Annotated in this window: 11 protein-coding genes; 10 read left to right on the forward strand and 1 reads right to left on the reverse strand. The window is 74.7% G+C overall.

The genetic code is table 11. From position 1 onward, the window contains the following. Window positions 1-92: 92 nt before the first annotated feature. Genes OG709_RS07260 through cobI form a run of 4 tightly spaced genes read left to right on the forward strand, consistent with a single transcriptional unit; the run spans window position 93 to window position 4,814 of the window. A complete protein-coding gene (locus OG709_RS07260; protein ID WP_329165297.1) occupies window positions 93-2,135 on the forward strand; it encodes a putative cobaltochelatase in 2,043 nt (680 codons plus the stop codon). Continuing rightward, on the forward strand, window positions 2,135-2,731 hold the full coding sequence (gene cobO, locus OG709_RS07265) for a cob(I)yrinic acid a,c-diamide adenosyltransferase (RefSeq protein WP_250303934.1): 597 nt from the start codon (window positions 2,135-2,137) through the stop codon (window positions 2,729-2,731). The genes OG709_RS07260 and cobO overlap by 1 nt, the downstream gene beginning before the upstream one ends. Further along, window positions 2,725-4,092: a cobyrinate a,c-diamide synthase gene (locus OG709_RS07270; protein ID WP_266643735.1), complete on the forward strand. Its 1,368-nt coding sequence runs from the start codon at window positions 2,725-2,727 to the stop codon at window positions 4,090-4,092. The genes cobO and OG709_RS07270 overlap by 7 nt, the downstream gene beginning before the upstream one ends. Continuing rightward, complete coding sequence (cobI, locus tag OG709_RS07275; RefSeq protein ID WP_250303930.1) at window positions 4,089-4,814, forward strand: precorrin-2 C(20)-methyltransferase; 726 nt, start codon at window positions 4,089-4,091, stop codon at window positions 4,812-4,814. The genes OG709_RS07270 and cobI overlap by 4 nt, the downstream gene beginning before the upstream one ends. Window positions 4,815-4,828: 14 nt before the next feature. On the opposite strand, the gene OG709_RS07280 is transcribed toward cobI, so the two are convergent. After that, on the reverse strand, window positions 4,829-5,551 hold the full coding sequence (locus OG709_RS07280) for a ZIP family metal transporter (protein WP_250303928.1): 723 nt from the start codon (window positions 5,549-5,551) through the stop codon (window positions 4,829-4,831). Window positions 5,552-5,633: 82 nt separating this feature from the next. Between OG709_RS07280 and cobM the strand changes: the two genes are divergently transcribed. The 6 genes from cobM to cobC are packed head-to-tail and all read left to right on the forward strand — an operon-like array spanning window position 5,634 to window position 11,954. Further along, on the forward strand, window positions 5,634-6,452 hold the full coding sequence (gene cobM / locus OG709_RS07285) for a precorrin-4 C(11)-methyltransferase (RefSeq protein ID WP_250303926.1): 819 nt from the start codon (window positions 5,634-5,636) through the stop codon (window positions 6,450-6,452). Then, entirely contained in the window at window positions 6,449-7,708 is a 1,260-nt protein-coding gene (gene cbiE, locus OG709_RS07290; protein ID WP_326695111.1) for a precorrin-6y C5,15-methyltransferase (decarboxylating) subunit CbiE, read from the forward strand. Before cobM ends, cbiE begins: the two co-directional genes overlap by 4 nt. After that, window positions 7,705-9,432 (forward strand): precorrin-3B C(17)-methyltransferase, encoded by a 1,728-nt coding sequence (gene cobJ, locus OG709_RS07295; protein ID WP_329165303.1) that lies wholly within the window; start codon window positions 7,705-7,707, stop codon window positions 9,430-9,432. Before cbiE ends, cobJ begins: the two co-directional genes overlap by 4 nt. Next, window positions 9,429-10,001, forward strand: coding sequence for a precorrin-8X methylmutase (locus OG709_RS07300; RefSeq protein WP_250303923.1), 573 nt, complete (start codon window positions 9,429-9,431; stop codon window positions 9,999-10,001). Before cobJ ends, OG709_RS07300 begins: the two co-directional genes overlap by 4 nt. Then, the gene (locus OG709_RS07305) at window positions 9,998-10,900 is read left to right on the forward strand and encodes a sirohydrochlorin chelatase (protein ID WP_250303922.1); all 903 of its coding nucleotides are present in this window, start codon (window positions 9,998-10,000) and stop codon (window positions 10,898-10,900) included. The genes OG709_RS07300 and OG709_RS07305 overlap by 4 nt, the downstream gene beginning before the upstream one ends. Further along, on the forward strand, window positions 10,884-11,954 hold the full coding sequence (gene cobC / locus OG709_RS07310) for an Rv2231c family pyridoxal phosphate-dependent protein CobC (protein WP_308409503.1): 1,071 nt from the start codon (window positions 10,884-10,886) through the stop codon (window positions 11,952-11,954). The genes OG709_RS07305 and cobC overlap by 17 nt, the downstream gene beginning before the upstream one ends. Window positions 11,955-11,956: the final 2 nt, after the last annotated feature.

The raw sequence follows: 11,956 nt of genomic DNA on the forward strand, positions 1-11,956 counted from the left end.
CGGCCCGCCCCTTCCCTGAACCGGGGCTCCGTCCCGGACCCCGCTCCTCAATCGCCGGAGGGGCTTGGTTGCTCCCTCGTCAAGGAGGTCTTGTGAGTACGCCGTACCCCTTCACCGCCATCGTCGGACAGGACGATCTGCGGCTCGGACTGTTGCTCAACGCCGTCTCCCCCGCCGTCGGCGGGGTGCTGGTGCGCGGCGAGAAGGGCACCGCGAAGTCCACCGCCGTGCGCGCGCTGGCCGCGCTCGTGCCGGAGGTGTCCGTCGTCCCCGGGTGCCGGTTCTCCTGCGACCCGGCGTCGCCCGATCCGGCGTGCCCGGACGGCCCGCACGAGACCGGGCCCGGCGTGTCGCGAGCCGCGCGGACCGTGGAGCTGCCCGTCGGCGCGTCCGAGGACCGGCTCGTCGGCGCCCTCGACATCGAGCGGGCGCTCGCCGAGGGCGTGAAGGCCTTCGAGCCGGGGCTGCTCGCCGACGCGCACCGCGGGATCCTGTACGTGGACGAGGTCAATCTCCTCCACGACCACCTGGTCGACCTCCTGCTGGACGCCGCTGCGATGGGCGCCTCGTACGTCGAGCGCGAGGGAGTGTCCGTACGGCATGCCGCGCGGTTCCTGCTCGTCGGGACGATGAACCCCGAAGAGGGCGAACTGCGGCCTCAGTTGCTCGACCGGTTCGGGCTGACCGTGGAGGTCGCGGCCTCCCGTGAGACCGATCTGCGGGTCGAGGTGGTGCGACGGCGGCTCGCGTACGACGACGACCCGGCCGGGTTCGCCGCCCGGTGGGCCGACGAGGAGGGCGCGTTGCGGGCGCGGATCACGGCCGCGCGTGCGCTGCTGCCCGAAGTACGCCTCGGAGACGGGGCGTTGCGGCAGATCGCGGCCACCTGTGCGGCGTTCGAGGTCGACGGGATGCGCGCGGACATCGTGATGGCGCGGACGGCCACCGCGCTGGCCGCCTGGGCGGGCCGGACGGATGTCCTGGCCGAGGACGTACGGCAGGCCGCCCTGCTCGCGCTCCCCCACCGGCGGCGGCGCAATCCCTTCGACGCGCCGGGGCTGGACGAGGACAAGCTCGACGACACGCTGGAGCAGAACAGCGGCGAGGACGGCGATCCGGACCCGGACGGCCCCGGTGGCGGCGGCCGGCCCCCGCAGGGCGACGGGCCCGGCACGCCGCCGCAGCCGGAGGGCGAGTCGGGCGACACGTCCGCACCGTCCGTGCCCGAGCAGGGACAGGGACAGGGGCAGGACCGGGAGCAGGAACCGGGACGGGCGCAGTCCTCCGGTGGCGGTGAGCAGCAGCCCGTGGGCGCCGCCGAGCCGTTCCGTACGAAGATGCTGAGCGTGCCCGGACTGGGCGAGGGCGCGGCCGGGCGCCGGTCCCGGGCGCGGACCGAGCACGGCAGGACGACCGGGGCCCGGCGGCCTCAAGGGGCGCTCACCAAGCTGCACCTGGCGGCGACGGTGCAGGCCGCCGCGCCGCACCAGCGGGCCCGCGGGCGGTCCGGTCGCGGGCTGGTGCTGCGCCGGGACGATCTGCGGCAGGCCACGCGGGAGGGGCGGGAGGGGAACCTCGTGCTGTTCGTGGTGGACGCCTCCGGGTCGATGGCCGCCCGGCAGCGGATGAGCGCGGTGAAGGGCGCGGTGCTCTCGCTGCTGCTCGACGCCTACCAGCGGCGGGACAAGGTGGGGCTGGTGACCTTCCGCGGCAAGGAGGCCGATGTCGCGCTGCCGCCCACGTCGTCCGTGGACGCGGCGGCGGCCCGCTTGGAGACGCTGCCGACCGGGGGCAGGACCCCGGTGGCCGCCGGGCTGCTCAAGGCCCATGACGTCCTGCGGGTGGAGCGGATGCGGGATCCCTCGCGCCGTCCGCTGCTGGTGGTCGTCACGGACGGGCGCGCCACCGGCGGACCCGAGCCGGTGGCGCTGGCCGCCCGTGCCGCACGGCTGCACGAGGCGACGGGTATCGCGTCCGTCGTCGTGGACTGCGAGTCGGGTCCGGTACGGCTGGGGCTCGCCGGGGATCTCGCACGTCATCTCGGCGGCAGCGCCGTGACGTTGGACGAGTTGCGGGCCGAGAGCATCGCCGGGCTCGTGAAGGACGTACAGACCAGTTCGAGGAGGGCCGCGTAATGCCGCAGGGACAGCCGACCACGGTGCCCGACGACGGGCTCACCACCCGGCAGCGGCGCAACCGGCCGCTGACCGTGGTGCACACGGGTGTGGGCAAGGGGAAGTCGACCGCGGCCTTCGGGCTCGCGCTGCGCGGCTGGAATCAGGGCTGGCCGATCGGGGTCTTCCAGTTCGTGAAGTCGGCGAAGTGGAAGGTCGGCGAGGAGCGCGCGCTGCGGGTGCTCGGTGCCAGCGGCGAGGGCGGGACGGTCGCCTGGCACAAGATGGGCGAGGGCTGGTCCTGGGTCCAGCGGTCCATCGAGGACAGCGAGGAAGCGGCCCGGGAGGGCTGGGAGCAGGTCAAGCGCGATCTGGCCGCGGAGACGTACCAGCTGTACGTGCTGGACGAGTTCGCGTACCCCATGCACTGGGGCTGGGTGGACACCGACGAGGTGGTCTCCGTGCTGCGTGACCGGCCGGGGACCCAGCACGTCGTGATCACCGGGCGCAACGCCCCCGAAGCACTGGTCGGGTTCGCCGATCTGGTCACCGACATGTCCAAGGTCAAGCATCCGATGGACGCGGGGCAGAAGGGCCAGCGGGGCATCGAGTGGTAGCAAGAATCGTCATCGCGGCGCCCGCTTCGGGCAGCGGCAAGACCACGGTCGCCACGGGGCTGATGGCCGCGTTCGCGGAGCGTGGGCTCGTGGTGTCGCCGCACAAGGCCGGGCCGGACTACATCGACCCGGGGTACCACGCGCTCGCCACCGGGCGTCCGGGCCGCAATCTCGACGCGTACCTCTGCGGTACGGAGCTGATCGCGCCGCTCTTCGCGCACGGCGCGGCGGGCGCCGATCTCGCCGTGGTCGAAGGCGTGATGGGGCTGTACGACGGCGCCGCCGGGCAGGGTGAACTGGCGTCGACGGCCCAGGTCGCGAAGGTGCTGCGGGCACCGGTGGTGCTGGTCGTGGACGCGTCGTCGCAGTCGCGGTCGGTGGCCGCGCTGGTGCACGGCTTCGCCTCCTGGGACCCGGAGGTGCGCATCGGCGGGGTGATTCTCAACAAGGTGGGCTCGGCGCGGCACGAGGCGATGCTGCGGGAGGCGCTGGACGAGTCGGGGGTACCGGTGCTCGGTGCCCTGCGGCGCGCCGGGCAGGTGGAGACGCCGTCCCGCCACCTGGGGCTGGTCCCGGTCGCGGAGCGGCGGCCCGACGCGGTGGCCGCGGTCGCCGCGCTGGCCGCGCAGGTGCGTGCGGGGTGCGACCTGGAGGCGCTGCTGGCGCTGGCGCGCAGTGCGCCGTCGCCGGTCGCGGACGCGTGGGACCCGGCGGGCGCCCTCGGGGAGCCGCGGGCGTCGGCCGGGCCCGTGGGCCGGGGCCGCCCGGTGGTCGCCGTCGCCGGTGGGTCCGCCTTCACGTTCTCGTACGCCGAGCACGCGGAGCTCCTCACCGCGGCGGGCGCGGAGGTCGTCCCCTTCGACCCGCTGCACGACGAGCGGCTCCCGGAGGGCACCCGCGGGCTGGTCATCGGCGGGGGCTTCCCCGAGGTGTACGCCCCCGAGCTGTCCGCCAACGAGCCGCTCCGCAGGGCCGTGTCCGAGCTGGCGCGCTCCGGCGCGCCCGTGGCCGCCGAGTGCGCCGGGCTGCTGTACCTCGCGCGCTCTCTGGACGGACGGCCGATGTGCGGGGTGCTGGACGCGGAGGCGCGTATGTCGGAGAAGCTCACGCTCGGCTACCGCGACGCGGTGGCCGTCTCGGACAGTTCGCTCGCGCGGGCCGGGACCCGGCTGCGCGGCCACGAGTTCCACCGCACGGTGCTGGAGCCGGGCGCCGGTGCTTCGCCCGCCTGGGGTGTGCACCAGCCGGAGCGCCGCGTCGAGGGGTTCGTACAGCGGGGTGTGCACGCGAGCTATCTGCACACGCACTGGGCGGCGCAGCCCACCATCGCCCGGAGATTCACGGAGAGGTGCACGGAATGAGCAAGCTGATCGGGGTCGGGGTCGGACCCGGCGATCCGGAACTGGTGACCGTCAAGGGAGTCCGCGCCCTGCGGGAGGCCGATGTCGTCGTCGTTCCGGTGATGGACACGGGTGAGCGGGGCCGCGCCGAGGCCACCGTGCTGCACTACGTCGGCGCGGACAAGGTCGTACGGGTCGTGTTCGCGCTCAACGAGCGCACCGACCGGGGGCGCCGCGAGGCCGCCTGGGACGCCGCGGGGCAGCGGGTCGCCGAGCTGCTCGCCGCGCACGGGACGGTCGCCTTCGCGACGATCGGCGACCCCAATGTGTACTCGACGTTCACCTACCTCGCGCAGACCGTCGCCGTGCCGGGGCTGGTCGTCGAGACGGTGCCCGGGATCACCGCCATGCAGGATCTGGCCGCGCGCAGCGGGGCCGTCCTCACCGAGGGCACGGAGCCGCTGACGCTGGTCCCGGTGACCGCCGGGGCCGCTGTGCTCAAGGAGGCGCTGGAGGGACCGGGGACGGTCGTGGCGTACAAGTTCGGGCGGCTGGCCGCCGAGGTGGCGACCGCGCTGCGGGAGTCCGGACGGACCGAGGACGCGGTGTGGGGTTCGGCGCTCGGGCTGCCCGGGGAATCGATCCGGCCCGCGAGCGAACTCGGCGCCGGGGACGCCCTGCCGTACCTCTCCACCCTCATCGCGCCCGCCCGGCGTGACGGTGTGCGGGGCGGCAAGCTGTGACACCCCGTCCGGGCTCAGCCGGCGACGCCCACCACCAGCCAGATGAAGGCCACTCCCGCGACGGTGAACAGCAGCGTGGAGCGGGCCGGGTGGTCGTGGTGCGCCTCGGGGAGGATCTCGGCGGCGGCGAGATAGAGCAGTACGCCGCCGAAGAAGCCGAGATAGCAGCCGAGCGGTTGCTCCGGAAGGGTGAACAGCAGGGTGGAGGCGGCGCCCACGACGGGGGCCAGCGCGTCCGCGACGAGCATGGCGACCGCCTTGCGGCGCGCGTTCCCGTACAGGCTCGTCAGGGTGTACGTGTTGAAGCCGTCGGCGAAGTCGTGGGTGACCACGGCGATCGCCACGGCCGCGCCCATGCCGTCGCCCACCTGGAAGGCCGCGCCGATGGCGACGCCGTCCATCAGGCTGTGCCCGACCATCGCCGACGCGGCCGTGAGTCCCACCTGGGGCACCCGCTCCTCGCCCGCCCCGTGCGCGGCCTGGCGCACCGCGAGCAGCCGCTCCACCAGGTGGGCGACGAGGAACCCCGCGACGAACAGCAGCAGCGCCGCGGGCACCCCGAAGATCTCCCCGCCCGCCGCGTGCAGCGCCTCGGGCAGCAGGTCGAGCCCGACCACGCCGAGCATCAGCCCACCGGCCAGGCCCAGCACGAGATGGCGCCGGTCGGTGACGCGCTGCGCGGTCCAGCCGCCGACCAGCGTCATCAGGAACGCTCCGAACGCAACGAAGACCGCCATGGGCCCTTGCTAGCCCATGGCACCCCCATCCCGCGCGGCAACGCGTGATCCCGTGACCCCGTATCCGAGAGGACCCCATCCCATGGCCCCTGCCACCCCCGGCAAGGTGACCTTCGTCGGCGCCGGACCCGGCGCCGCCGATCTGCTGACCTTCCGTGCCGCTCGGGCCATCGCCGACGCCGACGTGGTGATCTGGGCGGCGAGCCTGGTGCAGGCCGAGGTCCTGGAACACGCCCGCGCGGGCGCGGAGATCCTGGACTCGGCGACGATGTCGCTGGAGGACGTCGTCGCGGTGTACGAGCGGGCGGTGCGGGACGGTCTGAAGGTCGCCCGTATCCACTCCGGCGACCCGGCCCTGTGGGGCGGCACCCAGGAGCAGCTCGACCGGTGCACGGCCCTGGGGCTCGACGTCGAGATCGTGCCCGGGGTCTCCGCCTTCTCCGCCGTCGCCGCGCTGGTACAGCGCGAGCTGACGATCCCGGAGGTCGCGCAGTCGGTGATCCTCACCCGGCTGGGCGGCGGCAAGACGCCGATGCCCGCGGGCGAGGAGGTGCGGGAGTTCGCCCGGCACGGCACGACGATGGCCGTCTTCCTGTCCGCGGCGCGTTCCGGGCAGCTGACCGCCGAGCTGCTGGAGGGCGGGTATCCGACGTCGACGCCGGTCGTCATCGCCTACCAGGCGACGTGGCCGGAGGAGCTGGTGCTGCGCTGCACCATCGAGACGCTGGAGGCCACGGTCAAGGAGCACAAGCTCTGGAAGCACACGCTGTTCCTGGTGGGCCCGGCCCTCTCCGCGTCGGGCACCCGCTCGCACCTCTACCACCCGGGGCACTTCCACGGCTTCCGCAAGGCCGATCCGGCGGCGCGCAGGTCTCTCCGCGCGCAGGGTGCCACGCCGTGATCACCGTGATCGGTACGGGCACCGGCGCACCCCCGGGCCCCGGCACCGGGGAGGCGCTGGCCGGTGCCACGCTCGTCGTCGGCGCCCGGCGCCATCTGGCCGCGGCCGGGCTGCCGCCCGGGGTGGAGTCGGTGGTGCTGGGGCCGCTCGCGCCCGCGCTGGACCAGGTGGCGGAGCACCGTACGGATCCCGCGGCCCGGGTGGTGGTGCTGGCCTCCGGCGACCCCGGTTTCTTCGGGATCGTGCGGGTGCTGGCGGAGCGCTTCGGGTCGAAATGTCTTGATGTGCGCCCTGGCGCCCCGTCCGTCGCGGTCGCCTTCGCGCGGATCGGGCTGCCCTGGGACGACGCGGTGGTGGTCAGCGCGCACGGCCGTGAGCTGCGGACCGCGGTGAACGTGTGTCTGGCGCACCCGAAGACGGCCGTGCTGACCGGTCCGGGGGCCGGGCCCGCCGAGATCGGGGCCGCGCTGGCCCGGACCGGCGTCCCGCGCACGCTCGTGGTGGCCTCCGCGCTCGGTGACCCGGCTGCCGAGTCCGTCGCGTGGCTGTCGCCCGAGGAGGCCGCCGCCAGGGACTGGCCGGACGCGGTGAGCGTGGTGCTCTGCGTGGACCGGGCACGGGCGCTCCCGCCCCGGCAGCTGACGGTGTCCGGTGGCCGGGCGGCGCCCGCCCGCTGGGCCCTGGACGAGGGCGACTTCGTGCACCGCGACTCGATGATCACCAAGTTCGAGGTGCGGGCGCTGGCGCTGGCCAGGCTGGGTCCGCGCCCGGGTGATCTGGTGTGGGACATCGGGGCCGGGTCGGGGTCGGTGGCCGTGGAGTGCGCGCGGCTGGGATCCGCGGTGGTCGCCGTCGAGAAGACCCTCGACGGGATCGAGCGCATCCGGGCCAACGCGGCCCTGCACCAGGTGGACGTGCGGGCGGTGCACGGGGTCGCGCCGACGGTGCTGTCCCGACTCCCGGACCCCGACAGTGTGTTCATCGGCGGCGGGGGCCGTGATCTGCCCGCGGTCGTGACGGCGTGCGCCCGGCGTGCGCGCCGCACCGTGGTGGTGGCGCTGGCCGCGCTGGACCGGGTGCCCGCCGTGCGGGAGGCACTGACCGCCGCCGGGTACGCGCCCGACGGCGTACTCCTGCACTCCTCGCGGCTGGCGCCGCTGCCCGGCGACGTGACCCGCCTGGCGTCCACCAACCCCGTCTTCCTGCTGTGGGGCGACCGTCCCGCGGAATCGGCGACCGAAGGAGCAACTCAGTGATCGGCCTCATCTCGGCCACGGCGGCGGGCGCTGTCGCGCGTGACCGGCTGGCCTCGGCCTGGCCCGGCCGCACCCGGGTCTACCAGGGACCGGTGCGGGAGGCCGTGCGGCGCGCCTTCGGCGAGTGCGAGCAGCTGGTGTGCTTCCTCGCCACGGGCGCTGTCGTCCGTCTGGTGGCCCCGCTGCTCGCGGACAAGACCACCGACCCCGGGGTGGTCTGCGTCGACGAGGGCTCGCGGTTCGCGGTGTCCCTGCTGGGCGGGCACGAGGGCGGTGCGAACGCGCTGGCGGCCGAGGTCGCCGATGTGCTGGGCGCCGCCCCGGTGGTGACGACGGCGACGGACGCCACGGACGTACCCGGGCTGGACACGCTGGGCCTCCCGGTGGAGGGCGCGGTGGCCGCGGTGACGCGCGCCGTGCTGGACGGTTCGCCGGTGTCGCTGCGGGCGGACGCGGTGTGGCCGCTGCCCGCGCTGCCGTCGAACGTGTCGGCCGCGACCGTGTCGGCTGCGACGACCGACGGCCCGGACGCTGCCTCGCTCCTGGTCACCGACCGGACGGTCGAACTCGGCCCGGCCGACGCGGTGTTGCGGCCCGCCTCGCTCGTGGTGGGCGTCGGTGCGTCCAGGGGCGCGTCCGTCGGCGAGGTGCTCGGGCTGATCGAGGACACCCTGCGGGAGGCCGGTCTGTCGCCGCTCAGCGTCGCCGAGCTGGCGACCGTGGACGCCAAGGCCGACGAGCCCGGGATCCTCGGCGCGGCCGAGCGGCTGGGTGTGCCGCTCCGTACCCACCCCGCGGACGTGCTCGCCGGGATCGAGGTGCCCAACCCGTCGGGCGCGCCGCTGGCCGCCGTCGGGACGCCGTCGGTCGCCGAGGCCGCCGCGCTCGCCGGTGGGGGCGAACTGCTCGTACCGAAGCGGAAGTCGGCGCCCGGGGGCCGGGCCGCGATGGCCACCTGCGCGGTGGCGCGCAGGGCGCCGCGCGGGCGGCTCGCCGTCGTCGGGCTCGGTCCCGGCGCCCGTGACCTGCTGACGCCACGCGCCCGCGACGAGCTGCGGCGGGCCTCGGTGCTGGTCGGGCTCGACCAGTACGTCGACCAGATCCGCGATCTGCTCAGGCCGGGCACCAGGGTCCTGGAGTCCGGGCTGGGCGCCGAGGAGGAGCGGGCCCGCACGGCCGTCGCCGAGGCGCGCTCCGGGCATGCCGTCGCGCTGATCGGCAGCGGCGACGCGGGGGTGTACGCGATGGCCTCGCCCGCGCTGGCCGAGGCGAGCGACGACATCGACGTGGTCGGGGTGCCGGGGGTCACGGCGGCGCTCGCCGCCGCCGCGATCCTGGGCGCGCCGCTCGGGCACGACCACGTCTCGATCAGCCTCTCGGACCTGCACACGCCGTGGGAGGTCATCGAGCGGCGGGTGCGGGCGGCGGCCGAGGCCGACCTCGTCGTCACCTTCTACAACCCGCGCAGCAGGGGCCGCGACTGGCAGCTCCCGAAGGCTCTGGCGGTGCTCGCCGGGCACCGCGCGCCGACGACGCCGGTGGGTGTCGTACGGAACGCCTCGCGCCCCGACGGGAGCAGCAGGCTGACGACGCTGGCCGAACTGGACCCGGCGACCGTCGACATGATGACGGTCGTGGTCGTCGGCAACACCGCGGCGCGCGAGATCGCGGGCCGCATGGTGACCCCGCGGGGTTACCGCTGGCAGACGGAGGCAGCACGGTGACCCGGTCCGTCCATCCGATCGAACAGGAGTCGTTCCGCAGGCTCCGGGCCCGCCTCGACACCTCGCACCTCGGGCCGTTCACCCGGGCCGTCGTGGAGCGGGTGATCCACTCGGCGGCCGACCTGGCGTACGCCACCGACCTGGTCTGCGACGAGGCGTCCCTGGCTGCCGCCCACCGCGCGCTGCACGCGGGCGCCCCGGTCGTCGCCGACGTCCAGATGGTCGCCGCGGGCATCACGAAGCGCGAGACCGTGTGCCGGCTGAAGGAGGCCGTGTCCGGTCCGGGGCTGACCCGTTCCGCGCACGCCGTACGTCTCGCGTACGAACAGGTGGGCCCGGGGGCGATCTGGGTGATCGGCTGCGCGCCCACCGCACTCGAAGAGCTGCTGCTCATCGACGCGGCGCCGGCGCTCGTGATCGGTCTGCCCGTCGGCTTCGTCGGCGCCACCGAGTCCAAGGCCGCGCTGCGCGCCAGTGGACTGCCCGCCGTCAGCAATGTTTCCGAGAAGGGCGGGTCCGCGGTCGCGGCAGCCGCCCTCAACGCCCTGCTCTACAAGGAGATCGCGTGACCACCCCCGCACCCGCACTGCTCATCGCCGGCCACGGCACCAGGGACGAGGCGGGGGCCGATGCCTTCCGCGACTTCGTCAGGGAACTGGGCGCGCGCCACCCCGAACTCGTCGTCGGCGGCGGGTTCATCGAGCTGTCGCCGCCGCCGCTCGGCGACGCCGTGACGGAGCTCGTCGAGCGAGGAGTGAAGCGCTTCGCCGCCGTCCCGCTGATGCTGGTGTCGGCCGGGCACGCCAAGGGCGACATCCCCGCCGCGCTCGCCCGCGAGAAGGAACGCCACCCCGGCATCTCGTACACCTACGGACGCCCGCTGGGCCCGCACCCCGGTCTGCTGTCGGTGCTGGAGCGGCGCATCGACGAGGCGCGCGGCGACTGGGAACGGTCGGACGTGACGGTCCTGCTGGTGGGCCGCGGCTCCACCGACCCGGACGCCAACGCCGAGGTGCACAAGGCGGCGCGGCTGCTGTGGGAGGGACGCGGGTACGCCGGGGTGGAGACCGCTTTCGTCTCGCTCGCGGCGCCCGACGTGCCCTCGGGTCTCGACCGCTGTGTGCGGCTCGGGGCGGCGAAGGTCGTGGTGCTGCCGTACTTCCTCTTCACCGGGATACTCCCGGACCGGGTGCTGGCGCAGACCGGCGAGTGGGACGCCGCGCACCCGGCCACCGAGGTGCGGTCGGCGGCCGTCATCGGTCCCACCGAGGAGCTGATGGACCTGGTCATGGAGCGGTACCGGGAGGCCGTCGGAGGCGATCTGCGGATGAACTGCGACTCCTGCGTCTACCGGATCGCCCTGCCCGGATTCGAGGACAAGGTAGGACTTCCACAACAGCCCCACTTCCACCCTGATGACGAGGGGCACGACCATCACCACCATGGCAGTCATGCGCACACACACTGACGCACACGATCTGCGGCACCACGGGGACGCCGAGGTCCGGGACTGCGGTCCCGGGGGCCCCGGGGGCCTCACCGACCTCGCGGTCAATGTCAGGGCGGGCACTCCCCCGGACTGGCTCAGAGAACACATCGCCGGATCACTCTCCGGCCTCGCCTCCTACCCGGACGGCCGGGCCGCCAGAGCGGCGGTGGCCGCCCGGCACGGGCTGCCGGTGGAGCGGGTCCTGCTGACGGCGGGGGCCGCCGAGGCGTTCGTCCTGATCGCCCGCGCCCTGCCCGCGACCAGACCCGTGGTCGTCCACCCGCAGTTCACCGAACCCGAGGCGGCGCTGCGCGCCGCCGGGCACCGGGTGGAGCGGGTGCTGCTGCGCGAGGCGGACGGTTTCCGGCTCGATCCGGCGGCCGTTCCGGAGGCCGCGGATCTGGTGGTGGCCGGAAATCCGACCAACCCCACGTCCGTACTGCACCCGGCGGCGACGCTCGCCTCGCTGGCCGCCCCCGGGCGGACCCTGGTGGTGGACGAGGCGTTCATGGACGCGGTGCCCGACGAACGGGAGTCGCTGGCGGGACGTACGGACGTGCCGGGGCTGATCGTGCTGCGCAGCCTCACCAAGACCTGGGGCCTGGCGGGGCTGCGGATCGGCTACGTGCTGGCCGAGCCGGAGACCGTCGAACTGCTCGCACGGGCCCAGCCGTTGTGGCCGGTCTCGGCTCCGGCGCTCGCCGCCGCCGAGGCGTGCAGCGCGGCCCCGGCGCTCGCCGAGGCCGCGCTCGCGGCGCACGCGATCGCCGCGGACCGTGCTCATCTGCTGGCCGGGCTGGCGGAGTTCGACGAGGTGCGGGCGGTGGAGGCGGCCGAGGGCCCCTTCGTGCTGGTCCGGATGGAGCGGGCCGACGAGGTCCGGGAGCGGCTGCGCGGCCTCGGCTTCGCGGCTCGCCGGGGTGACACCTTCCCGGGGCTCGGACCCCGGTGGCTGCGCCTGGCCGTGCGCGACCGGGCCACCACCAACCGGTTCCTCCAGGCGCTCGACCAGGCGCTGACCTCCGTCGGCTGACA

Origin of the sequence: Streptomyces sp. NBC_01267, from assembly GCF_036241575.1 — a bacterium.
Taxonomy (GTDB): domain Bacteria; phylum Actinomycetota; class Actinomycetes; order Streptomycetales; family Streptomycetaceae; genus Streptomyces.

Bases quoted from the DNA above. Each gene is read 5' to 3' on its own strand.
- cobO (WP_250303934.1), top strand. From the start codon at position 2,135: ATGCCGCAGGGACAGCCGACCACGGTGCCCGACGACGGGCTCACCACC.
- cobI (WP_250303930.1), top strand. From the start codon at position 4,089: ATGAGCAAGCTGATCGGGGTCGGGGTCGGACCCGGCGATCCGGAACTG.
- OG709_RS07280 (WP_250303928.1), bottom strand. From the start codon at position 5,551: ATGGCGGTCTTCGTTGCGTTCGGAGCGTTCCTGATGACGCTGGTCGGC.
- cobM (WP_250303926.1), top strand. From the start codon at position 5,634: ATGGCCCCTGCCACCCCCGGCAAGGTGACCTTCGTCGGCGCCGGACCC.
- cobC (WP_308409503.1), top strand. From the start codon at position 10,884: ATGCGCACACACACTGACGCACACGATCTGCGGCACCACGGGGACGCC.